Origin of the sequence: Brachybacterium avium (genome assembly GCF_002216795.1) — a bacterium.
Lineage (GTDB): Bacteria > Actinomycetota > Actinomycetes > Actinomycetales > Dermabacteraceae > Brachybacterium > Brachybacterium avium.
On the sequence record NZ_CP022316.1, the window covers coordinates 108,513 to 131,168 of the forward strand.

Genomic DNA, 22,656 nt, shown 5'->3' on the forward strand with positions numbered 1-22,656 from the left:
CCCGATGGCTTACCGCTTCAACCCTCCGCCGAACTGGCCGATCGAGGATGCCAGCTGGAGCCCGCCTCCCGGCTGGCAGCCCGATCCCGCCTGGGGGCCGGCCCCTGAGGGTTGGAACTTCTGGATCGCACAGGAGCAGCCGCCCGCCGCCCCGCCACAGCCCGAGGGCCAGGCCCCGGCCGACGCTCAGGCCCAGGCCGACGCCGAAGATGACGCCACCCGGGTGGTCTCCACCGGTGAGCAGGGGATGGACGAGCCCCGCGCCACCGAGCAGCCTGCGACTGCGCAGGACGGCACGGTGCAGGAATCGACGCCGGCAGCGGAACCCGTCGCCCAGTACGGAGCGATGAACCCCTACGGCGCCGCACCGTCGCAGGCCGAGGCAGCGGCCGCCGAGGACGTCCACGGCCGCCATGCCGTCGGCCCGGAGGACGATGCCACCCACGTCGCCGACTCGTCGCAGCGCACTGCAGCTGCCGAAGCACCGGACCAGCAGGCTGCCCCGCTCGCGCCCGCGGCCGATGCGCCGCAGGGATCGACAGACGATGCGGACGCGCAGAGCGGCGGAGCCTCGCAGACCGCCGAGTATCAGGGACCGGATCTCGAGGCCGATCTCGCCCAGCAGACCCCCTACGAATCCACCGGGCCGGTGTCCGATCAGGGCCATGACGCTCACACGCCGCAGGACGGGCAGCCCGACGAGGCCTCCGGCGCCGGCTACGGGACCGCCGCAGCGGCCGGTGGGATCGCCGCCGGAGGCGCGGCGGCAGGCGCTGCTGCTGCGGGCTACGGCCAGGCATCGCCCGCTCCCGGCTATGGCCAGGGCTCCCCCGCACCCGGCTATGGCCAGGGCTCCGCACCCGACTACCCCGGGCAGGGCTCGGCCTCGGACTATCCCGCCCAGGGCTACGGCCAGGGCTCCCCTGTACCGGGCTACGGCCAGGGCTCCCCCGGTGTCGATGACGGCGCAGCCTGGACGGCGTCGACCGGCGCGGGAGAGCCGCCGCGGAAGAGCTTCCTCAAGCGCTTCTGGTGGCTGGGCTGCCTGTTCATCCTGCTGCTCGTGCTGATCCTGCTCATCGGCGGCGGCATCTGGCTGTTCAGCCGAGACAGCGGCAACGAGGCCGGCGGCGGTGGCGGGGCGACCACCAGCCAGGAGGAGACCACCGACGGGAACGAGTCCGCATCGGAGGAGCCGTCCGAGGATCCGTCCGAGGAGGCGACCACCGAGGAGGAGGAGGAGGACGCCACTCCGGAGGCCGTCACACCGACCGATCTCGTCACCATCGATCCCTCGGCCGAACCGGTCGACTTCGTCGGCACCGACGGCACCGGCACCATGGCCGTGCACATGACCTACGCAAAGGCGGAAGATCTCGAGAGCTCCTGGGGCGGCACCGTCGAGGAGAGCGAGTACGGCGGGTACCTCGTGGTCACCGCCAAGCTCACGGTCACCGAGGGCGAGGTCAGCCTCAACCCCTTCCAGTTCTCGGTCAAGACCCCCTACGGCGGCGCCGTGGACCCCTCCTCCGAGAGCTACAGCCTGGTCGGTTCCGGGATCGGCGGAAACGCACCCAGCGAGTTCGAAGCCGGGGACGAGTACACCGTCCAGATGCTCTTCGAGGTGGCGCGTGCCGGCGGGAACACCCTGAACTTCAACACCTACACCGACAACTACACCTGGGACGTCCCTGAGTGACCCAGGGCCAACGCTTCAACCCGCCACCGAACTGGCCGGAGCCGCCGCATGACGGGTGGATCCCGCCGGCGGACTTCAGCCCCGGGCACTCCTGGGGCCCGGTCCCGGCCGGGTGGAGGCTCTGGGCAACGGCGGCGGGCGACGGCGAAGCACCGCTGCAGTCCTCGGAAGATGTGCCTGCCAGCGGAGCCCGCCCGCGCCGCCGGGTCGACCAATACCCCGTGGCCGTCCTCAATCCCGGCATGTGGGCCGATAACCACCTCGAGAGCGAGGACTACGGATTCCCGCCCGCCACGCCCCGCAGGGACCGGCCCCGGCTGCGCCTCGGCGTGACCATCACGGTGACAGCACTGGGCTTCCTGCTCGCCGCAGCCACCGCGATCATGTTCGTGATGATCGTGGACTTCGGGACCGAGGACCTCACCAGGGTGCTCGGCGGAGCTGCGGGGCACCTGCACGCCGCGACCGGCGCTCCCGGGACCGGGACGATCTCACCGGTTCACGGATGAGGACGACCTCCTCCCGACGAGAGATCCTGCTGAGCCGTGAGACCCTGCTGGGTCTGGTCGGCGTGCTGGTGCTCGCGGCGGTCTGCGTGATGCTGGGCCTGTGGCAGTTCGGCCGCTACGAGGGCCGCGTGGAGCAGGCCGCGGTGATCAGGGCCAACTACGAAGCCGCCCCTGTGAGCCTCGGCCAGGCGCTGCCCGATCTCACCGCGGCGCTGCCCGTGGCGGACGAATGGACCCCGGTCACCCTGCACGGCAGCTACTGCGCCACCGAGGACTACGTCCTGTACGTGCGCAACCGACAGCTCTCGGGCCGGGTGGGGTTCTGGCAGCTGGCTCCCTTCCGCACCGACGACGGGGAGACCCTCCTGGTGGTGCGCGGCTGGGTGCCCTCGGACAGCGGCTCCTCGCAGCCGGAGGATCCGGCCCCGGTGCCCGACGGCGAGATCACCGTCACCGTGCGCCTGCGCCCCGCGGAGGAGGTGCTGGATCGTGAGCCGCCACCGGGGCAGACCCACTCCGTCAATCCCCGACAGTCCGCAGGGCTGATGGGTCTGGACACCACCGATCTGGTCACCGGCGCGTACGGGGAACTGGCCACCGAGGAGCCTGCCGCCGACAGACCCGTCGCGCTGCCGTATCCCGACACCTCTCTGGGCCCGCACCTGTCCTATGCGTTCCAGTGGTGGCTCTTCGCGCTGTTCTTCCCCGCCGCCCTGGTCTACACCACCCGCCGGAAGCTCCGGGACGCCGCTGCCGAGGAGCAGCACGAACAGGCCGAGGCCACCGCGCAGGACGGCGCCGTCGAATCCGACCCCGATCACCAGGCCGGCACCACCGCCCGGACCATCGGCCGCACCACCGATCACCGCCCCCGACGCACGGTCCATGCGCGCCGCCGGGGCCAGGACGAGGAGGAAGAAGATGCTCTCATCGACCAGCAGCGGCCCTGAACAGGGCCGGCCGCGCCGCTCCCGGTTCCTGCCCGGCCCCCGACCCCGCCGCATCGCCCACCGGGGCCTGGCGCCCGATGGGGCCGAGAACACCCTGCGCGCTTTCGAGCACGCCCTGCGGGCCGGCGCCGACATGCTGGAGACCGACACCCGCGCCACCCGGGACGGGCTCGCGCTCGCGGTCCATGACGAGGATCTGCGGCGCGTCGCCGGGGATCCGCGCCGCATCGACGAGCTGACCGCGCACGAGGCCGGTTCCGTGCGGCTGGCCGGTGACGAGCCGCTGGCGATGCTCGAGGACGTCCTGGGGACCTTCCGTGACGTGCCGATCAACATCGACATCAAGTCGCCCTCGGCGATCGGACCCGCGGTCGCGGCGATCAGCCGCACCCGCAGCGCCGATCGGGTGTGCGTGGCCGGCTTCGACGGGGACGTGGTCCGCAAGACCATCGCGACACTCTATGCCGCCACCGGGGTCACCGCCGTGCGCAGCCCCTCCCGCGGCGCGATCGGCCGGTTCCTCGCCGCGCGTGCGGTCGAAGCCCCGCAGCCCGTCATCTCCCGGCTGCTCGCGCCCTTCGGTGCGCTCCAGGTTCCCCCGGCCTACCGAGGTGTGCAGATCGTCACCACGGCCAACATCGCCGCCGCTCACCGAGCCGGCTGCGAGGTGCATGTGTGGACCGTCGATGACCCGCTGACCATGCAGGATCTGCTGGTCAAGGGCGTAGATGGTATCATCACGAACCGTGTCGATCTGCTCTCGGAGCTGCTCGACGGCCCGTGAGCCGCGAGGGTTCGACCGGTCCCGGGAACAGAACCGGCTCCGCCGGCGTTGACAGCACTGGACCACCAGACCTCATCGGACGGCGCGCCGTCCGACCCCCATCCCCGGCAGGAAGCGAGAACCGCATGAACAGCCGCAGCCTGCGAGGCACCCGACTGGGCTCCCTCTCCATGGAGACCGACGAGGGCGTCCTCGCCGCACCGCGCCAGGAGGCCGTCTACGACTGCCCCAATGGCCACACCATCGTCCTCCCCTTCTCGGTCGAGGCCGACGTCCCGGCCGTCTGGGTGTGCCGCTGCAGCGCCTCCGCGCTGCTGCGCGACCACGAGCGGCCCGAGGAGAAGCCGGGCAAGCCCGTGCGCACCCACTGGGACATGCTGCTCGAGCGTCGCAGCGAGGAGGACCTCCAGGTGCTCCTCGACCAGCGCCTGGAGCTGCTGCGCGCCGGCAAGCTCCACCAGCGCCGGAACCTCTGACCGGCCCCCTCACCACAGCGCCCCCGCGTCCGCCTCATGGCGGAGCGGGGGCGCTGTCGTCGGTGGCGTCCGATCAGTCCTGGATCAGGGTGGGCGGGGTGCCGTCCTCACCACGATCGCGCGAGGTGTTCTCCAGGATGATCTCACCGTCGATCACCCCGCGGCCGGAGCGGCGGTAGAGCACGGTGCGCGCACCTGCGGAACCGCTGCCGAGCCCCATCGCCTTCACGGAGCGGCGCTGGACCGGGGTCAGCAGCAGCACGATCCCGATGAGATCGGTGAGGATGCCGGGGAAGAAGAAGAACAGCGCGGCCAGCAGGGTGAACGCGGGGCGGGAGAGATGGTCCTGGACATCGCCGCGACCGCTCACCGCGCGCAGCAGGGAGCGCAGTCGCACGAAGGACTGCTGGCCCGCGGCGACCAGCAGCGCGATGCCGACCACCCATCCGATCGCGACGGCCAGCACCGCCCACCACAGGCTGGTGTTGATCCCGATCAGCACGAGGATCGCGAGCTCGACCAGGCCCAGCACGACGATCAGGACAGGCACCCACGACCCCCGGCGCGAGCCGCCGCGCGGCGATGGAGCACCCGATGCGGCGGGGCGTGCGGATGGGCCCTGGCTGGAGGGCTGCTGTGCGGCCACGGGGGCTCCCTTCCTGAGGCTTCCGATCTGTTCAGACTAGCGCAGGGCCTTGCGAAGGCCCTGGACGCGACGTGACAGTCCCCAGGACGTCACCTTCATCAGCGCCTCACGCACGATGTGCCCGGACATCTTGCTCGCGCCCGCCGTCCGCTCGTCGAAGTCGATCGGGACCTCGGCGATCGCGGCGCCCAGATCCCGTGCCCGGCGAGTCATATCGATCTGGAAGCAGTAGCCCTGGGAGGCGATGTCCGTGGCGATCAGCTGCTCGAGCAGCTCGGCCCGGAATACGCGATATCCGGCGGTCGCATCGGAGACGCCGAGTCCGAGCAGTGCGCGCACATACAGGTTCGCACCGCGCGAGAGCAGCAGGCGATGCAGCGGCCAGTTGTGCACCGCCCCGCGCGGCACCCAGCGCGAACCGATCGCGAGATCGGCACCGCGCCGCACCGCCTCGAGCAGCCGGGGCAGCTGCTCCGGGCGATGGGAGGCATCGGCATCCATCTCCGCCAGCTGCCGGTAACCGCACTCGAGGCCCCAGGCGAAACCCGCGAGATAGGCCGGCCCCAGGCCCTGCTTCCCGGCGCGGTGCAGCACGTGCACCGCCGGGTCCTTCGCCGCAACCGATTCGGCCCAGGCACCGGTCCCGTCGGGCGAGGAGTCATCGACCACCAGGACGTCGGCCGCCGGCACAGCGGCGCGCAGGCGCGCGAGCGTCCCGGGCAGGGCCTCACGCTCGTCGTAGGTGGGGATCACCACGAGGGTGGGCGGCAGGGCGGCGTTGGACGGATGCACGTCAGTCTCCTCGGCGGCGGCGGGTGGTGGTGCGGGCGAGGGCCCGGTGCCCGCCGCTCAGGGCGGAGAGCAGGCCGACGGCGCCGAGGGCGCTCAGGCCGATCGCGATCCAGGGCCCGGCGGCGATGGCGGGCGTGATGCCGGTGCGCAGCGGGACGTCGGCCAGCAGCGCTCCCTGCTGCCAGTGATCGACGAAATCGATCCGTCGGCCGGTGGGGCTGAAGATCGCTGAATGGCCGACGGTCGAGATGTGGACCACGCTCCGGCCTGACATCACCGCCATGACCTTGGCCTGGGCGAGCTGCTGGATGGCTTCGTGGGAGTCCCCGAACAGCGCGTTGTTGGACTGCACCACGATCACCTCAGCACCTCCGTCGGTCACGTCGTGGACCAGGGAGTCGTAGGCGATCTCGAAGCAGATCAGGATCCCGACCCGGCCGTGGCCCTGCTCCAGGGAGTCGAGGTCCATCACCCCGACCTCCTCCCGGGGATCATGTCCAGGGAGACCAGATCGACCTTGTCGGAGAGCCGGCTGAACAGTCCCCGCATCGGGATGTATTCGCCGAAGGGCACCGGATGGCGCTTGGAGTATGCATACGGAGTGGTGTGCTCGGGCGTGAACAGCACCGACTGGTTCAGCCGTTCGTCCTCGCCCACCCGCACCTGGGTGCCGACCAGGATCGGGGCATCGGCCCGCTGGGCGGCGGTGGTGAGCTGCTGGGCGAGCTGCGGATCCTGTCGGGGATCCCAGCCGGTGGAGTCCTCGGGCCAGACGATCAGGTCCAGAGCGGTCGTGTTCTGCTCGGTCCGATCGAGCACGTCCTCGGTGACGGCGAGGTGGTTGCTGAAGACATCGTCCGGCATGGTGTAGGAGACCGGATCGATCTCGCTCATCGAGCCCTGGATCGCGGCGATGGTCATGGTGGGACGATCCACCGGCGCCCGATTGACCGGATGCGGGACCACGACGGTCACCAGCACCGCCGCCACCGCGATCGCGAACGGCCACACCCCCGAGAACCCGGTGAATCCGCGGCGCCGACGCCCCAGCACGGCCAGGGCCCCGAACAGGAGCAGCTGGCCCAGCAGGGCCACGACGAAGGCGAGGCCGGCGATCCCGATCCAGGGACTGAGGTGCAGCAGGGGCGACTTCGCCAGGGCGAAGGCGCTCGCCCCCCACGGCAGCCCTCCCCAGGGGGCGCTGCTGCGCAGCGTCTCGATGGCGACCCACAGCGCGGAGACGATGATCGCGCTGGAGAAGCACAGTCCCCGCCGCACCATCACGGTGCGGGCCAGCAGACCGAAGACCACGATGTACAGCGCTTCGAACACCCCGAGTGCGATCCACGGCGTGGTGCCGGCATAGGTGCTGGCCCAGGCGGTGAGCGGGATGAACAGTCCCAGCCCCCACAGCAGCGAGACCAGCCCCGCGAGCCAGGCCGAGCGCACCAGCAGACCCGCGCAGAGCAGCGCGATCGCGACCGGCAGCAGCATCCACAGGTCGTAGGGAGGGAAGGCCAGCAGGGCGCAGAACCCGCCGCCGGCTCCGCACAGCAGCGCGACCGGCCACGGGGTGGGATCGAACTCGTCACGGCGACGGGCGGTGCGCCGCCGGCTCCCGGTCGCTGCGGTGGTCGCCGTCACTCCCCCGCCTGCCCGTGCGGTTCGGCCCCGGGACGGCCCGGTGCGAGGCGGTCATGGAGGATCCGACCCTCCACGACCGTGCGCAGCACGCGGGGGGTGCCCTGGTCGAGGTCCGGCAGCAGAGGGGTGCGCGAGCGCGGATCGGTGGACCAGCTGTCCACCCGCTGCGCCCGGGACTGCACGGTCAGGTCCCAGGGCTCCCAGACGACGAAGGTCGCGGGCAGGCCGATCTGCAGACTGCCGGGATGACGGCTGCCCGCGACCCGCTGCCCACCGCGCGTGGCGGCGAGGAAGGCGGCGCGATCGCTGATCCGCTGCTGCGCGGGGCTGGTGCGGGCGGCTCCGCGCACCCAGTCCCAGGGGTCCGCGGCCTCCGGCGCTCCCGCGGACCCGAAGGCGAGCGGGGTGCCCTCGCCGAGCAGATCGAGATAGTCCGCGGTCTCGGTGACGGGGGCCACGATGCGCACGCCCTCCCGCTGCCCGGTGGGGCCGGGCAGACGCAGCACGATGCCGCGGGCGGCGGCCTCCGCCGCAGTGGCCGGATCCGGATCCTCGCCGTCCGCCGTGGCGGCGGCATCGACGAAGCCCGGCGTGACCAGGCACCCGGTGGCGTCGACCGGGACGGCGTCCCCGTGGAGCAGGCGGCCGGTGTCCTCCGGGCCTGTCCAGGCGATCAGCCCGTCGGCGACCAGCATCGCGGAGGCCTCGGGGTCCTCGGCGCTGTACAGCACGATGCCGGTGTAGAGCATCGGCGGTGCGACCTGGTCCGGGGCGTCGCGGGTGCCGGCCGCGTCGGTGTCGTCGCGGAGGGCGTTCTCGGAAGTGTCGTTCTGGCTCACGGTCCCCAGCCTCTCGCGTTCTCCTGGGAGAAAGCTCATCGGTCGATCTCCTGCGCCACCAGTCCTCGGCGCATGGCACGGATCGAACGGCGGGCCACCGCCCCGAGCTCCTCGTCGGCGGTGAGCTGATCGAGCAGGTCGATGACCTGCCGGCAGTGGCGCACGAAGTCGCCCGGCGGCAGGTCGTTCCCCTCGAGCGCAGCGGCCAGGTGCGCGCCGCGCGCCCAACGGTGCACGATCCCGGCGATCGCCGGGTCCGGCACGGCGGTGGGGGGCACGCGGTGCCTGCTCTCGGCGGCCTGCAGCGCCGCGGCCACTCTGGCCGAGGCCACGAGTGCGGTCTCGACCACGGGGTCGGGGATCACCTCGGGAGCCCGGTCGTCGCGACGGGTCTCATGGACCGCGGCGGAGACCACGGCGGCGAGCCCGGCCGGGTCCAGGCCGGCCCAGGCACCCTGCTCGAGGCACTGCGCGATCAGCAGGTCGCGGTCGCTGAACAGCCGGCGCAGCCGCATCCCGCTCGCGGTGGGACGCAGCTCCTCCCCGTCGGGGGCGAGATAGCCGAGCTCGACCAGCAGATCGGTGAGGTGGTCGAACTGGCGGGCCAGGGAGCTGGTGCGGCCGCGGATGCGCCGCTGGACGCCCTCCAGCTCGCTGCGGGACTTCCGCCAGCGCCCCACCCAGCGCAGATGCGATTCGAGGTCGGGGCAGGCGGAGCAGGGGTGGGCCTCCAGCTCCTCGCGCAGCGCGAGGAGCTGCTCGTCCGTCGCAGCGGTCGACGGACTGCGCGCGGTGCGTCGGCGCACCTCTCGGCGCGCATCGTCGTCCTGCCCGGCCAGACGCTGACGCAGGGCGGCGGCGGTGTCCTTGCGCACCTTGCTGCTGCCCAGGGAGTCCTGGTGCGGCAGGCGCAGCCGGTCGATGACGGCGGGCGGCGAGGGGACGTCCCCGGGGCGGAGGCTGCGCCGGCGTCCCTCGGTGTCCAGCAGGTCCACCTGCGGCCCGCCGAGCACCGCACGGTCGACCTCCAGCACCACCGCATAGCCGCGACGCTTGCCGCCGGGCAGGGCGATCACCTCCCCGCGACGGAGGTCGCCGAGCACGCTGCGGGTGCGGTCCCGGTCCTGATCGGCGCGGGCGCGGGAGAGGGTCTTCTCCCGCTCGGTGATCGCTTCCTGGAGCTGCGCGTGCTCCAGCAGGTCCCCGCGCTCGCAGGTGACTGCCGCGCGGTAGTCCGCGGCCGTGTCCTCCAGCTCCCGGGCGCGGCGGGCGAGGCCCACCACGGAGCGGTCCGCCTGGAACTGGGCGAAGCTGGTCTCGAGGGTCTCCCGGGCTCGGGAGAGATCGAAGCGGTCCAGCAGGTTCACCGCCATGTTCGGCGTGGGCCGGAAGGCGGAGCGCAGCGGGTAGGTGCGTTTCGAGGCGAGGGACGCCACGGCCGGGGCATCGAAGCGGGGACCGGCGAGCACCACCGCATGCCCCTCGGTGTCGATGCCGCGACGCCCCGCCCGCCCGGTGAGCTGGGTGAACTCCCCCGGGGTCAGATCCGCATGGTCGACGCCGTTGAACTTCACGAGCTTCTCGAGCACCACCGAACGAGCGGGCATGTTGATGCCCAGCGCCAGCGTCTCGGTGGCGAAGACGACCTTGATCAGGCCCCGCGCGAACAGCGCCTCGACGACGGTCTTCAGCAGCGGGAGCATACCGGCGTGGTGGGCGGCGAAGCCGTCCAGCGCGGCCCGGCGGAAGGTGGCCAGCGAGAGCACCTCCTCGTCCTCGACTCCGATGTCGGCGAGCTGCTCGTCCAGCACCGCGCGGATCTCCCGGCGCTCGGCGTCATCGGTCAGGCGCAGCCGGGCGCGAGCGCACTGCTGCACCGCCCCATCGCAGCCGGCGCGGGAGAAGATGAACATGATGGCAGGCAGCAGTTCGGCATCGTCCAGCAGCTCCACTACGTCCGGTCGTCGCGCAGGGCGCAGGGAGCCGGGGTGCCTGCCGTCATGACGGTGCGGTCCGGAGCCCGGATGGCCTCCACCACCGGCCCGGGAACCGCCACCTCGACCTTTACGCAGGTGCGGCGGGCGGTACTGGCCGGATCCGCGCGGACGGTGGCGGCCGCTGGTGCCCTTGCGCCCGCGGTAGCCGGGGCCCCGGGACCCACCGGTGCGTTCGTCGACCGGGAGGGAGAAGGCGGTGAGGCGTTCGATCTCGGGATTGACCTGGCGGTCACCGCGCGCTCCGGGACCCTGGGAGACCACGGCCTCCCCGTCGGCGTCGACGAACAGGTCCAGCAGCTCGTCCCCGACCACGACGTGCTGCCACAGCGGCACCGGGCGGGTCTCGGAGACGATGATCTCGGTGCTGCCGCGGACCTCCTGCAACCAGGCCCCGAACTCCTCGGCGTTGGAGACGGTGGCGGACAGCGAGACCAGCTGCACCGAACCGTGCAGATGGATGATGACTTCCTCCCACACCGGTCCGCGCAGTCGATCGGCGAGGTAGTGCACCTCGTCCATCACCACGAAGCCCAGCCCGATGAGCAGGTCGGAGTCGGCGTACAGCATGTTGCGCAGTACCTCGGTGGTCATCACGACCACGTCGGCATCGGGACGGATCGAGGTGTCGCCGGTCAGCAGTCCCACCCGGTCCGCTCCCAGCCACTCCACCAGCTCGCCGAACTTCTGGTTCGACAGGGCCTTGATCGGCGCGGTGTAGAAGACCTTGTGCCCGCGGGCCAGGGCCAGGTGCACGGCGAACTCGCCGACGACGGTCTTGCCGGCGCCGGTGGGCGCGGCGACCAGGACCGAGCTGCCGTCCTCGAGGACGCGAGCGGCGGCGAGCTGGAAATCATCCAGCGCGAAGGGATAGCGGCCGGTGAAGGCGGTCAGCTCGGGCGAGGAGCGTTCGCGCTCCGTCTGTGCTCTCCACTGGGCGTAGCGCTCTGCGGGTGAGGTCATCGGGCGTCCTCGAGAACGACGGCGGCGTCGGGCGCGGGCTCCGCGAGCAGCCGGACGGCGCCCGGCAGCACCCGTGCGGTCAGCGGCAGCAGCGCCCGGGCCTCTCCGTCGGCATAGGCGCGCAGCCCCCGGCCGTGGCGGAGGCCGATGGTCAGCTGCTCCACGGGGCGGATGTCGACGGCGGCCAGCGAGGTGTGGGTGCCGGCGAAGACCCTGGGGAGCAGGCGCAGCAGCTGTGCACGCCCGACACCGGAGACGATGGCGAGCTCGAGCTTGCCGTCATCGATGCGGGCATCGGGCACCATCCGCATCCCCCTGCCGAACATCCCCGAGTTGCACAGGGCCAGCACCGTCGCATCCACCTCGATCCGTTCGCCGCCGTCGATCTCCAACCAGAACGGCAGCGGGGTGAACGCACGCAGCTCTCGCAGCACGGCGCTGGTGTACCGGATCGTGTGCCCGGCCCGGGCCCCGTTGGCCCGCGCGTTGACCAGGGCGTCGAAGCCGAGATTCACGTTCCCCAGGGCGAGGGAGCGGTGGCCCGCTCCGTGGCCGGCGGCGGTGATCTCGATGGCGTCCACCGTCACCACCGGGCGGGACAGCGCGTGCAGCAGCGCGCGCGTGGAGCTCTCCGGATCGTTGATCGCGAGCCCGAGGGAGCGGGCGAAGTCGTTGCCGCCGCCGGCCGCGACGATGCCCAGCCGGACCGGGGTGCCGGCGACGATCTCGGCCCCGAGCGAGACGGTGCCGTCACCGCCCACCACGACCAGGGCGGTCAGCGAGTCCCGGACCTCCTCGGCACGGGCTCGGGCCACGGCGGCCGTGGGGCCGGAGACATCGACCACGGAGATCCCGGCCAGGCGAAGGAGGTGGCCCACCTGTCGCCCCATGCGATGTGCGGTGCCCTGTGCCGCTGTCGGGTTGGCGAGCAGGCCCACGCGGAGCCTGCTCACCGCCGGTCCTCGTCGGTGTCGTCCAGACCCGACGGTCCCTCGATCTTCTCCACCTCGTCGTCGATCCGGCTGGCCTCATCGTCCCCGAGGTCCTCATCGCCGGAGCGACGTCCCACCCGGCGGTCGTGGAGCAGCGCGATGACGATCGCGCCGAAGAAGAGGCTGGCGATCGCGGCCGACATCGCGATCAGGGTGATCGGCTCCGGGGTGGGGACCATCACCGCGGTGAAGGCGAAGCTGAGGAAGATGATCCAGCGCCAGGCCTTGAGCATGGAACGGCCGCTGATCAGACCCATGAAGTTCAGCAGCACCATCACCACCGGCACCACGAAGGCGACGCCGAAGGCGAGCATGGTCTTGATCAGCAGCGCCAGGTACTGGTCGTAGGGGATGATCTGCGAGACCGACCCCTCGGTGGGGGTGAAGCTCATCAGCACCGGCACCAGCTGGCTCACGGCCCAGTACCCGGCGACGCAGCCGATGAAGAACAGCGGGATCGCGGAGCCGAAGAACCCGATCGCATACTTGCGCTCGTTGCGGTGCAGACCGGGCATCACGAACAGCCAGATCTGCAGGATGAGCATCGGCGAGGAGAGGATCAGGCCGATGTAGGCGGCCATCTGGAGCTTGACGTTCAGGCCCTGGCCCACGCCCTGGAAGTTGATCAGCGACTGGAGGTCGTTGTCCTCCCCGGCGGTCTCGATCGGTGCCTTCACGGCCTCGAAGACCCAGGGGAACAGGAACCAGCCGACGATCGAGAGCAGCAGCACGGTTATCGCACTGATCACCAGTCTGTTGCGCAGCTCGACCAGGTGCTCGCCCAGGGACATGCGTCCCTCGGGATCCCTGCCCGGCCGCTTCGCGGACTTGGCCTCGCCCGGCCGGCGGCCCTGCGTATCACTCGCCACGGATCTGCTTCCTCCCAGCGCTTCGGGTCCGATCGATCACTCGGCCGAACCCGCTGTCGATGACGCGGTCCGCGTCAGGGTGCTCAGTCGCGACGGTAGGAGTCGTCGTCGTCGCGGGCACGGATCGGCTCGCGATCGCTGTCATCGCGGGGATCGTACTCACGGTCATCACGGTCATCACGGTCATGACGATCGTCGCGGCGGACATCGCGCTCGTCACGGTCGCGACGATCCTCACGGGGACGCGAGGAACGGGCCGGACGGTCGTGCTCATCGTCCTCGTCGGAGGCCTTGTCTTCACCGCGGAGCTCTTCGACCTCGCTCTTGAAGATGCGCATCGACTTGCCCATGTTGCGGGCGAGGCCCGGGAGCTTGTTGGCCCCGAACAGCAGGATGACCAGCACGATCAGCAGGACGATCGCCCAGGGGTTGCGGAAGAAGTTCATGGAAGTACCTTTCAAAAGCGCCATGACACAGCGCGGGCGCACCTATTATCCCACAGCGGACCGGGCACCGAACGGGCCGCCCCGGTGGCGACTCGGCCCACCGCACGGCGGGTGGTCCCAGAGTAACGGCAGTTACTGGGCGTGACGCACAGCCCCGCCGTGCGCGACGGTCACGATCGTGTTTCTCAACGTCTCCGGGGTGAGCACCTCGGCGGCTCCGGCTGATTCCAGCACCGCGTCCACCATCGGGGCCAGAACCGGGTGGACCAGCCGGGCGTAGGTCGCTCCGGCCCCGTCCTCGACGGCGTCCCGCAGCTCCACGGCGTCGAAGGACTCGGCGATCCAGTGCGCGGCCGGAGCCAGTCGCAGCCAGACCTCTCCCTCGACGCGGCCTGCCAGCACCGGCTGGTCACCGGGCTCCGGCCGGCTCATGGAGGTCCCGGCGGGCAGCAGCTCCACGATGCGGTCCAGACGGAAGCGGCGCTCCCCCTCTGCCAGCTCGCAGTGCGCGAGCAGGTACGACCGCGCTCCCACGGTCTCGATGCGCAGGGGCCTGATCCGTCGCACGCTGGTGCCGGGGCGATCCACGGAGGAGTAGCGGATCGTCAGCCGGGCCTCTGCGGAGCCGGGCTCGGCGCGCAGCGCCGCATGCACCGCGGTGAGCACCTGCTCGGCGCGGTCCGCGGTCCGGGCCGCCCTCTCGTCGGCCGTCGTCGCCGCCGTGATCTCGGTCCTGGTGGGGGCAGCGGGCGGCTCAGGACGCTCCGCAGTGCCCTCCACCACGGCCAGCAGCTTGGTGCGGGCGGACTCGACCACGTCGGCCGCCTGCCCGGCGGCTGGCTCGAGCGCGGCCAGGCCGGCCAGCAGCGCGGTGCTCTCGACGGAGCTCAGGTTCAGGGCCCGGCGCAGGGGTTCGGCGTTGCGCACGCGGACCGTGCCGTGCTCCCACTCCGCCTCGATGAGGTCCTCCCAGCCGGTGCCCATATCGCCGCAGACGAAGAGCACCTGCAGATCGGAGATGAGCTGCTTCTCGGAGACGCCCAGCGCCTCGGAGAGCTCCGCCAGCTGCACCTCGTCGCGGGACATGACGTAGGACGCCACGGAGATCAACCGGGAGAGGTGGTCCCCGCTCTGCGGAGTGACCCGGATCCGGGCGCGGGGGCGGGTCTCCGCGCGGTCGCGGGAGGACAGATCCGCTTCCCCCTCATGCATCGCGGCGATCGTGGTGAGCACCTCGGCGAGCTCCTCGCGCCAGCCGGTCGGCTCCAGCAGCTCGAGCCAGCGGATATCGGACAGCAGCAGCCGACGCACCGCCGGGCGGGGCAGGTCGGGAAGACGGAAGGTCTGCGCTTCCAGGGAGGCACCCGCGCGATCGCGCAGCGACAGCGCTTTGAAGGGGGCGGCGCGCAGCACTGCCGAATCCCGGTCGTCGCTGTCCAGCATCCGCTCGAGCACCTCGGTGAGGTCGATCTGCTCGGGGCGCGGCTGGTCGGCGCTGCCCGCCTCGGCGGGGAACGATTCGATCCGGGAGGCCCGGAACACGCGGGGCGCCTCGCGGTCCCGGTCCCAGCCGTGGAGATACCAGTGGCCGTCATGGACGCCGACCACCCAGGGCTCCACCCGCCGCTCGGAAGGTGCGCCGTGGGTGCCCCGGTACATGAAGCGGACCCCGTTCCCCGAGACCACGGCCTGCAGCAGCGGGGTCAGCACGGGCAGGGACTCGACGGCCCCGCGCGGTGTGCGGCGCAGCAGATCGGGGTCCGCGTCATGGCCCAGGCTGAGGAGCTTCGCGCGCACGCGGCGCGCCGCTCCGCCCGCCGCGGCGGTGTCCCAGGCACGACTCGCCGCCAGCAGGACGGTGTACTCCTCGGTGGTGAGTTCGAGCACTGCCCCGGAGCGGGCGGCGTCGATGCGGTAGTACACGGTGTTCTCGTCCAGCAGGTCCCGCTCGGCCACCAGCGGCAGGCCGAGCTCGATGATCGAAGCCTTGTCGCGCTCGAACATCCGCTCCGCGGCCTGGTCGGAGACCGCGTCGGCGTAGTCGGGGATCACTCTGAACAGCTTCGCGCGGTCGATCCGACGGCGCGATCCGATCGTCATGATGACGTTGAGCAGTCTCTCCACACTCTTCGAAGCCACCTCGCCAGGGTAATGCCCCGCGGTCGCGATGGAGGACCATATGCCGTCGCGGCCTAGGCTGGGGTCATGCTGCGATGGGAACGGGGGACCGTGAAGGCCGCTCTGGGGTCCTGGCCCGGTGTGGATCGGGTCGAGGTCGAGCTCGAGGACGATGCGGGGACGCTCACCGCGATCGCCTACCGGGAGCTGACCGGGTGCCCGCAACCGGGTGAGACGGTGCTGCTGAACACCAATGCCGTGCGCCGTGAGCTGGGCACCGGCGGCGATGCCATGGTCGTTGCACGACCCGAGGTGCTGCCGGAGGCGGCGCCGACCGACGGGCACATGGTCAAGGCCCGGTACACCCCGATGCAGACGATGGTCGATGCGATCGATGATCCCGCGGGCGAGCACTATGAGACCCTCCGCACCGCCAAGCGCATCGACGGGATGCCCGTGATCGTCGCGGATCTGCACTCCTCCCTCCCTGCGATCATCGCCGGGATCCGCGCTCAGCGCCGCACCCTGCGCATCGCCTACGTGCACACCGACGCCGCGGCGCTGCCCGCGGTCTACTCCCGCAGCGCCGCACGGCTGCGGGAGGCGGATCTGCTCTCGGCGGTGATCAGCGCGGGTCAGTCCTTCGGCGGGGATCTCGAGGCCGTCTCCGTGCACTCCGCCCTGCTGGGGGCCAGGCATGTGGTCGGCGCCGATGTCGCGATCGTCATCCAGGGACCGGGGAACCTGGGCACCGGGACCGGCTGGGGCTTCTCCGGGGTGCAGGCGGCGGAAGCCCTGCATGCGGCGACGGTGCTCGGTGGTCAGGGCGTGGCCACCCTGCGTGTCTCCGAGGCCGACGAGCGCGAACGTCATCGAGGACTGTCCCATCACTCCTCGACCGTGTACGGCCGGGCCCTGCTGACTCCGGTGCAGCTGCCGGTGATGGCGCGCCATGATTCGAGATACAACGGTTTCCATGAGTCAGTGCGCAAACAGGTGAAATCCACGATCTTGAAGCCGGCGAGGAAGCGCGGTGTTCTGCATCAGCTCACCGAGGTCGATGCGAAGGGCCTGCGCGATGCGCTCGAGGAGATGCCGGTGCGGATGACCACCATGGGCAGGACCCTCGCCGAGGACCCCTCCCCCTTCCTGTACGCCGCTCTGGCCGGACGCTGCGCCGCGATGCTCACCCCGCGGGACTGAGGGCAGGACGGCTCAGAGCGGCGGAGCTTCCCCGCGCTCGCGGATCAGCGCCTGCAGCTGATGCGCGGCAGCGATGGCCCGCTTCCCGTCATAGCGCTGGATGGCATGCAGCGGGTAGGTCCTGCCGTCGGCCAGATCCAGGTGGGCCCAGGGGTCGCCCATCGGAAAGCTGATGCCCAGCACCTCCGGCCATTCCAGGGTGCGGGTGCGCATCAGGTTGCGCACCTCGATCTCGTAGGGGCGGGCGACGACCTTCACCGAGGCCTCGAGATGGCAGAAGAGGAAGACCAGCACGCCCATGGCGAGCAGCCCGAGCCGACCGCCCCACTGGAAGCTGGTGAGCATCACGGCCCCACCGATCATGCCCGCCATCACGACGACCGCACTGAAATAGGCGGCCACCCGCACTGCGCGGGGGCGCAGCACGATCGTGGCGCGCCGCTCCCCGCTGACGGCGTCGGATCCGGGGGTGCTCATAGCCGTCTCAGATGCGGCAGGCCTGGATCGCGGTGACCAGGATGGCGCGCGCGCCGGCCTCGTAGAGCTCGTCCATCATGCGGTGGGCGGAGCCGCTGTCCACCATCGCCCGCACCGCGGACCATTCACCGCCGTGCAGCGGCGAGACCGTCGGCGACTGCAGGCCCGGGGTGATCTCCACCGCGCGCTCGAGGAGGGCGGAGGGGATGTCGTAGTCGAGCATCACGTACTCCCGGGCGACCAGGACGCCCCGAATGCGCCGGGTGAGCACCTCCAGGGAGTGCGCGGCCTCGGCCCCGAGCTCCAGCTCGGGGCGGGAGAACAGGACGGCCTGGCTGGTCATGATCGATTCGCCGAAGGGTTCGAGGCCTGCTGCGCGCAGGGTGGTCCCGGTCTCCACCACGTCCGCGATGACGTCCGCCACGCCGAGCCTGATCGAGGACTCGACGGCACCGTCGAGGTGGACCACCTCGGCGCTGATGCCGCGCTCGGCGAGATAGTCCTCGACGAGGTTCTCGTAGCTGGTGGCGATGCGAGCGCCGTGCAGCTCGGAGACGTCGCTGCGGCTGCCGGCGGGGGCCGCGAAGCGGAAGGTCGAGCCGGCGAAGCCCAGCGGCAGGATCTCGTCCGCCGGGGTGCGGGAGTCCAGCAGCATGTCCTGGCCGGTGATGCCGACATCGACGGTGCCGGAACCGACGTACACCGCGATGTCGCGCGGGCGCAGATGGAACAGCTCGACGCCGTTGTCCTCGTCGACCACGACGAGCTCCTTCGCTGTGCCGCGGCGCTGGTATCCGGCCTCCTGCAGCAGGTCGGCGGCGGGCTCGGAGAGAGCACCCTTGTTGGGGACGGCGATGCGGAGCACGGATCCTCCTCGGCCGCTGCGGCGGCCATGGGACGAGATGGGGCGAACGTGGCGAAGAGAGCGAAAGGATCGATGGCGGCGCGCGGCCGACGGCTCAGAGCTGCCGGTAGACGTCCTCGAGGGAGATGTCCTTCGCGATCATCATCACCTGCAGGTGGTAGAGCAGCTGGCTGATCTCCATCGCGGCATCGTCCTTGGACTCGTACTCGCAGGCCATCCACACCTCGGCGGCCTCCTCGACGATCTTCTTGCCGATCTGATGGACGCCGCCGTCGAGTTCGCGGACGGTGCCCGACCCCTCGGGTCGGGTGCGGGCCTTGTCGGTCAGTTCGGCGAACAGCGCCTCGAAATCCTTCACGCCCCCAGGGTACGCGTCCCGGCCGGGCGCGCGCACCGCCGCCCGCTCGCCGGACACCAGCAGCTCAGTCCCGGCGCACCGTGGGGTCCAGGTGAGCGGTCTCGACCGTGACCCGGGCCTGCTCCAGATCGTGGCGGTTGCGCACGCCCCACCAGATGAAGAAGCCCATCAGGGTGAAGGCGCCGTAGAAGAGATACATGAACGCGCTGGCGTAGTAGCCGGCGCTCAGCAGCAGCGGGACGCCGACGATGTCCACCGCCACCCAGATCAACCAGAACTCGACCCAGCCCTTGGCCATCCCGAAGGTGGCCAGCAGGCTGCCCATGAAGATCCAGGCGTCGGCCCAGACCGGCTCGTAGGATCCCAGCACGCGGAAGAGCGGGGTGAGGGCGGCGGTGCCGCCGACCAGCAGGACGAGGAGCAGGGCGCGGGTGCCCCAGGAGGCCCAGCGGGGCTCGACCGCGGTGCCGCCCGCGACCCGGGCCTGTCGCCAGCGGACCCAGCCGTAGACGGCGGTGGCGATGAACATCACCTGGCGTCCGGCCTGCCCGTAGAGGTCCACCGGGTTCGGGCTGCCGAACACGGTGCCCAGGAACACGGTCAGCAGCAGGGCGTTCCCGGCGATCCCGATGGGCCATGCCCAGACCTTCCGTCGCATCCCCCGAGCGCGCTGAGCAGCCCGAAGACATTGCCCAGCACCTCTCGCAGGAGCAGGAACTGGCCCCCGTCGAATTCGATCCGTGCGTCGAAGAGCCACTGCAGAAGATGCATGTCGCCGTCCCGTGGGGGTCAGTGGGTGGGGTGGCGCTGGGCGAGCTCGCGCAGGGCGGAGATCTCGTCCGCGGCGTCCTGGGCACGGTAGATCGCCGATCCGGCGACGAAGACGTTCGCCCCGGCCTCCGCGCAGCGTTCGATGGTCTCGCGGCTGACCCCGCCGTCGACCTGGATCGACACCTCCAGGTTCGACTCGCTGATCGCCGCGCGGGCGCGGCGGATCTTCGGGAGCATGGTCTCCAGGAAGCTCTGCCCGCCGAACCCCGGCTCGACAGTCATGATCAGCAGCATGTCGAACTCGCCGATGATGTCCAGCAGCGGCTCGACCGGGGTCGCCGGTCGCAGTGCGATGCCGGCCTGGACGTTCTTGCGCCGCAGGTCGCGGGCGAGCTTGACCGGGGCGCGAGCCGCTTCGAGGTGGAAGGTGACCGAGGAGGCCCCGACCTCGGCGTAGGCCGGGGCCTCGGTGTCGGCGTCGGCGATCATCAGGTGCGCGTCGATGGGCAGGGCGCTGCGTTCGACGATCTGCTCGACCATCGAGGGGCCGAAGGTCAGGTTCGGCACGAAGTGGTTGTCCATGACGTCCACGTGGACGCTGTCGGCGGTGGAGATCTTGTCCAGCTCGGTGCCGATGCACATGAAATCGGCGTTGAGGATGCTGGGGTGGATGAAGTGGCCGTCGGTCGAGTACGGGGTGTTCATGTCCTGGGGGTTCCTTCCTCGGTGGGGGCGGGCAGCTTGCGCAGCAGGTGGATGTACATCGCGTCGGTGCCGTGGATGTGGGGCCACAGCTGGACGGCGGGGCCCGCGCCCAGATCGATGCTCGAGCGCTCGGCGGGCAGCACCCCGGCGCGCACGGCGTCGCGCGCGTCGAGCTCCTCCACGTCCTGGCGGGTCTTCAGCACATCGGCGACGATCAGGCGAGTCTCGGCCAGGTGCGGGGAGCAGGTCACGTAGGCGACCACTCCCCCGGACGCGGCGGCATCCAGGGCCGAGGTGAGCAGGCTGCGCTGGAGCGTGGTGAGGTGGCCGATGTCGCCCGGGGTGCGGCGCCAGCGGGCCTCGGGGCGACGGCGCAGCGCGCCCAGGCCCGAGCAGGGGACGTCGGCAAGGACGCGGGAGAAGCGGCCGGGCAGCTCGGCGCCGATCGCGGTGCCGTCGGCGGTGCGGGTGGTGATCTCGCAGCCGGCCTCCTGCAGGGTGGCGACGGCTCGGTCGACCAGCTCCGTGCGATGCGCCTGGAGCTCGACGGCCAGCAGGTCGGCGTCGTGGTCGATCGTGAGCCCGCCCAGCAGCGCGGCCTTCCCGCCCGGGCCGGCGCAGAGGTCGAGCCAGTGGCGGTCCTCGGCGAGGACCAGATCGTCGGCCCCGAGGGCGAGGGCGAGGGCGGCGAGCTGGCTGCCCTCGTCCTGCACGGCGACCCGGCCCTGCTTGACCGGGTCGATGCCGCCGGGATCGCCCGAGGGCCAGGAGGCCGCGAAGACGGACAGGCGGCCCTGGCTCGCGCCGTGGTCGATCAGCTCGTCGAGATCGGTCAGGCCCGGGCGCATCACCAGCGAGACCGCAGGGGCCTCGTTCTGGGCGGCCAGCAGCTCATCGATCTCGTCCCGGGAGCGGCCGTGGCCGGCCAGGGCGTCGCTGAGCGCGCGCACCACCCAGCGCGGATGGGAATGGACGACGGCGAGATGGCCGGTGGGGTCCTGCGCCCGGTCCGGAGCGACCTCGCCGATCCATTGCTCGCGGTCCTTCTCCCCCACCCGGCGCAGCACTGCGTTGGCGAAACCGGCCGCTCCGGCACCCACCACGGAGCGCGCCAGCGCCACGGTCTCAGAGGTCGCGGCGTGCCGGGCGACGCTCATGTCCAACAGCTGATAGGCGCCCAGGCGCAGCACATCCAGCAGCGGCGGGTCGATCTTCTCCAGCGGGCGATCCACGCAGGCGGCGAGGATCGCGTCCAGCCGGCCCTGGGCGCGCAGCGCGCCGTAGAACAGCTCGGTGGTGAAGGCGGCGTCGCGACCGGAGACCCGATGGGTGCGCAGCAGGCGGGGCAGCACCAGGTTCGCGTAGGAGTCCTCCTCACGCACCAGACGCAGACCCTCGAAGGCGACCTGGCGGGAGGGGGTGGAACGGCGCGAGCGCTCGGAGGGGCGGGAGTCCGAATAGCCGCGGCGGGGGCCGCCCTGGCCGCGGGCACCGGAGCGGGTGCGGCCCTGCTGGTCGCGGGAGGCTCCCTGGTCGCCGCGTCGGCCGCCGGAATGGCCGCCTCGTCGTTCCTCGCTCATGCGGGGTCTCCGTCCTGCTGGTCGGTGGTGAAGCGGGCGCCCTCGGCCAGGGCCGCGCCGCGGGCCCAGTCCGCCGCGCGCATCGGCCGCTTGCCGGCCGGGGCGAGGGTGGACAGGGCGATGACCTCGGTGCCGGTGCCCACCAGCACCTGGTGTTTGGTGGCCTCGATGCGGCCGGGCGGAAGCGGTGCGTGCTCGGGGGACTGCTCGACGCCGAGGAGCTTGGTCCGGGCGCCGTCCAGCAGTGTCCAGGCGCCGGGCTGCGGGCTCATCCCGCGGATATGGGCGGCGACCTGTGCGGCCGGCCGGGTCCAGTCGATGCGGGCCTCGGCGGTGGACAGCTTCGCGGCGCGGGTGGCCAGGGCATGGTCCTGCGGCGTCGCGGTGGCCGTGCCGGCGGCGAGGGCATCGAGCGTCTCCAGCAGCACGCTCGCGCCGTCCTCGGCCATCCGCTCCAGCAGCTCGCCGGCGGTCTCGAACTCGCCGATGGTGGTGGGGGCAGAGGTGAGGATGTCGCCGGTATCCAGGCCCTGCTCGATCCGGAACACGCTCATCCCGGTCTCGCGCTGCCCGGCGAGCACGGCCCGCTGGGCCGGGGCGGCTCCGCGCCAGGCCGGCAGCCGAGAGAAGTGCAGGTTGATCCAGCCGTGTCGGGGGATGTCGAGCGCGGCCTGCGGGATCAGGTTCCCGTAGGCGACCACCGGGGCGACGTCGGGCGCGAGGTCCCGCAGCTGCTGCTGGACCGCCTGGTCGCGGAGAGTGGCGGGGGTCAGCACCGGCACCCCGGCCTCGAGGGCGAGCGCCTTGACCGGGGAGGGGGCGAGCTTGCGGCCGCGCCCGGTGGGGGCGTCGGGCTGCGTGAGCACGCCGACCACTTCGTGGTGCGAGTCGAGCAGGGTGCGCAGGGAGGGAAGGGCGGCCTCAGGGGTGCCGGCGAAGAGCAGTCGCATGATGCCCGAGTCTACGGGGCCGCCGC

At 71.5% G+C, this 22,656-nt stretch carries 22 protein-coding genes and 1 pseudogene; 6 read left to right on the forward strand and 17 right to left on the reverse strand.

Features of this window, described 5'->3' with window-relative positions; translation table 11 throughout:
- Positions 1 to 4 precede the first annotated feature (4 nt).
- From CFK39_RS00470 to CFK39_RS00490, 5 genes are all read left to right on the forward strand, one after another.
- Entirely contained in the window at positions 5 to 1,699 is a 1,695-nt protein-coding gene (locus tag CFK39_RS00470; protein WP_089063819.1) for a hypothetical protein, read from the forward strand.
- A 221-nt stretch (positions 1,700 to 1,920) separates the two neighbouring features.
- The gene (locus tag CFK39_RS16575; protein ID WP_245822750.1) at positions 1,921 to 2,208 is read left to right on the forward strand and encodes a hypothetical protein; all 288 of its coding nucleotides are present in this window, start codon (positions 1,921 to 1,923) and stop codon (positions 2,206 to 2,208) included.
- Positions 2,205 to 3,158 carry an SURF1 family cytochrome oxidase biogenesis protein gene (locus tag CFK39_RS00480; protein WP_089063821.1) on the forward strand — a complete coding sequence of 318 codons (954 nt, stop codon included), beginning with the start codon at positions 2,205 to 2,207 and terminating at the stop codon, positions 3,156 to 3,158. The genes CFK39_RS16575 and CFK39_RS00480 overlap by 4 nt, the downstream gene beginning before the upstream one ends.
- On the forward strand, positions 3,130 to 3,942 hold the full coding sequence (locus tag CFK39_RS00485) for a glycerophosphodiester phosphodiesterase family protein (RefSeq protein ID WP_089063822.1): 813 nt from the start codon (positions 3,130 to 3,132) through the stop codon (positions 3,940 to 3,942). The genes CFK39_RS00480 and CFK39_RS00485 overlap by 29 nt, the downstream gene beginning before the upstream one ends.
- A gap of 125 nt (positions 3,943 to 4,067) precedes the next feature.
- Positions 4,068 to 4,418 (forward strand): RNA polymerase-binding protein RbpA, encoded by a 351-nt coding sequence (locus tag CFK39_RS00490; RefSeq protein WP_089063823.1) that lies wholly within the window; start codon positions 4,068 to 4,070, stop codon positions 4,416 to 4,418.
- A 73-nt stretch (positions 4,419 to 4,491) separates the two neighbouring features.
- Here the strand turns inward: CFK39_RS00490 and CFK39_RS00495 are convergent, their stop codons facing one another.
- From CFK39_RS00495 to CFK39_RS00535, 10 genes are all read right to left on the reverse strand, one after another.
- Complete coding sequence (locus tag CFK39_RS00495; RefSeq protein ID WP_245822752.1) at positions 4,492 to 4,968, reverse strand: FxsA family protein; 477 nt, start codon at positions 4,966 to 4,968, stop codon at positions 4,492 to 4,494.
- Positions 4,969 to 5,100: 132 nt separating this feature from the next.
- Positions 5,101 to 5,856 carry a polyprenol monophosphomannose synthase gene (locus tag CFK39_RS00500; protein WP_089063825.1) on the reverse strand — a complete coding sequence of 252 codons (756 nt, stop codon included), beginning with the start codon at positions 5,854 to 5,856 and terminating at the stop codon, positions 5,101 to 5,103.
- A 1-nt stretch (position 5,857) separates the two neighbouring features.
- Positions 5,858 to 6,325 (reverse strand): nitrilase-related carbon-nitrogen hydrolase, encoded by a 468-nt coding sequence (locus tag CFK39_RS16580; RefSeq protein ID WP_245822754.1) that lies wholly within the window; start codon positions 6,323 to 6,325, stop codon positions 5,858 to 5,860.
- A complete protein-coding gene (gene lnt / locus CFK39_RS00505) occupies positions 6,325 to 7,500 on the reverse strand; it encodes an apolipoprotein N-acyltransferase (RefSeq protein ID WP_245822756.1) in 1,176 nt (391 codons plus the stop codon). The genes CFK39_RS16580 and lnt overlap by 1 nt, the downstream gene beginning before the upstream one ends.
- Entirely contained in the window at positions 7,497 to 8,339 is an 843-nt protein-coding gene (locus tag CFK39_RS00510) for a hypothetical protein (protein ID WP_245822758.1), read from the reverse strand. The genes lnt and CFK39_RS00510 overlap by 4 nt, the downstream gene beginning before the upstream one ends.
- A 35-nt stretch (positions 8,340 to 8,374) precedes the next feature.
- Positions 8,375 to 11,296: a DEAD/DEAH box helicase gene (locus CFK39_RS00515; protein ID WP_089063826.1), complete on the reverse strand. Its 2,922-nt coding sequence runs from the start codon at positions 11,294 to 11,296 to the stop codon at positions 8,375 to 8,377.
- Positions 11,293 to 12,249, reverse strand: a complete 957-nt coding sequence (locus CFK39_RS00520) for a diacylglycerol/lipid kinase family protein (protein WP_089063827.1) — start codon at positions 12,247 to 12,249, stop codon at positions 11,293 to 11,295. Before CFK39_RS00520 ends, CFK39_RS00515 begins: the two co-directional genes overlap by 4 nt.
- Positions 12,246 to 13,157 carry a twin-arginine translocase subunit TatC gene (tatC, locus tag CFK39_RS00525; protein ID WP_245822760.1) on the reverse strand — a complete coding sequence of 304 codons (912 nt, stop codon included), beginning with the start codon at positions 13,155 to 13,157 and terminating at the stop codon, positions 12,246 to 12,248. Before tatC ends, CFK39_RS00520 begins: the two co-directional genes overlap by 4 nt.
- Positions 13,158 to 13,240: 83 nt before the next feature.
- Positions 13,241 to 13,603 (reverse strand): Sec-independent protein translocase subunit TatA, encoded by a 363-nt coding sequence (gene tatA / locus CFK39_RS00530; protein ID WP_089063829.1) that lies wholly within the window; start codon positions 13,601 to 13,603, stop codon positions 13,241 to 13,243.
- A gap of 132 nt (positions 13,604 to 13,735) precedes the next feature.
- Positions 13,736 to 15,742: a WYL domain-containing transcriptional regulator gene (locus tag CFK39_RS00535; protein WP_245822762.1), complete on the reverse strand. Its 2,007-nt coding sequence runs from the start codon at positions 15,740 to 15,742 to the stop codon at positions 13,736 to 13,738.
- A 66-nt stretch (positions 15,743 to 15,808) separates the two neighbouring features.
- On the opposite strand from CFK39_RS00535, the gene CFK39_RS00540 reads away from it, so the two are divergent.
- Positions 15,809 to 16,924 (forward strand): DUF3866 family protein, encoded by a 1,116-nt coding sequence (locus CFK39_RS00540; RefSeq protein ID WP_089063831.1) that lies wholly within the window; start codon positions 15,809 to 15,811, stop codon positions 16,922 to 16,924.
- Positions 16,925 to 16,936: 12 nt separating this feature from the next.
- On the opposite strand, the gene CFK39_RS00545 is transcribed toward CFK39_RS00540, so the two are convergent.
- The 7 genes and pseudogenes from CFK39_RS00545 to fmt form a co-directional block, all read right to left on the reverse strand.
- Complete coding sequence (locus CFK39_RS00545; protein ID WP_089063832.1) at positions 16,937 to 17,401, reverse strand: PH domain-containing protein; 465 nt, start codon at positions 17,399 to 17,401, stop codon at positions 16,937 to 16,939.
- Between the two features lie 7 nt (positions 17,402 to 17,408).
- The gene (gene hisG / locus CFK39_RS00550) at positions 17,409 to 18,266 is read right to left on the reverse strand and encodes an ATP phosphoribosyltransferase (protein ID WP_089063833.1); all 858 of its coding nucleotides are present in this window, start codon (positions 18,264 to 18,266) and stop codon (positions 17,409 to 17,411) included.
- Positions 18,267 to 18,360: 94 nt separating this feature from the next.
- On the reverse strand, positions 18,361 to 18,624 hold the full coding sequence (locus tag CFK39_RS00555; protein ID WP_157697014.1) for a phosphoribosyl-ATP diphosphatase: 264 nt from the start codon (positions 18,622 to 18,624) through the stop codon (positions 18,361 to 18,363).
- Positions 18,625 to 18,688: 64 nt separating this feature from the next.
- Positions 18,689 to 19,395, reverse strand: a pseudogene (gene pnuC / locus CFK39_RS00560) (nicotinamide riboside transporter PnuC).
- A gap of 18 nt (positions 19,396 to 19,413) precedes the next feature.
- Positions 19,414 to 20,100 carry a ribulose-phosphate 3-epimerase gene (rpe, locus tag CFK39_RS00565; protein ID WP_089063835.1) on the reverse strand — a complete coding sequence of 229 codons (687 nt, stop codon included), beginning with the start codon at positions 20,098 to 20,100 and terminating at the stop codon, positions 19,414 to 19,416.
- Positions 20,097 to 21,680, reverse strand: coding sequence for an RsmB/NOP family class I SAM-dependent RNA methyltransferase (locus CFK39_RS00570; RefSeq protein WP_089063836.1), 1,584 nt, complete (start codon positions 21,678 to 21,680; stop codon positions 20,097 to 20,099). The genes rpe and CFK39_RS00570 overlap by 4 nt, the downstream gene beginning before the upstream one ends.
- A complete protein-coding gene (fmt, locus tag CFK39_RS00575) occupies positions 21,677 to 22,630 on the reverse strand; it encodes a methionyl-tRNA formyltransferase (protein WP_089063837.1) in 954 nt (317 codons plus the stop codon). The genes CFK39_RS00570 and fmt overlap by 4 nt, the downstream gene beginning before the upstream one ends.
- Positions 22,631 to 22,656 lie beyond the last annotated feature (26 nt).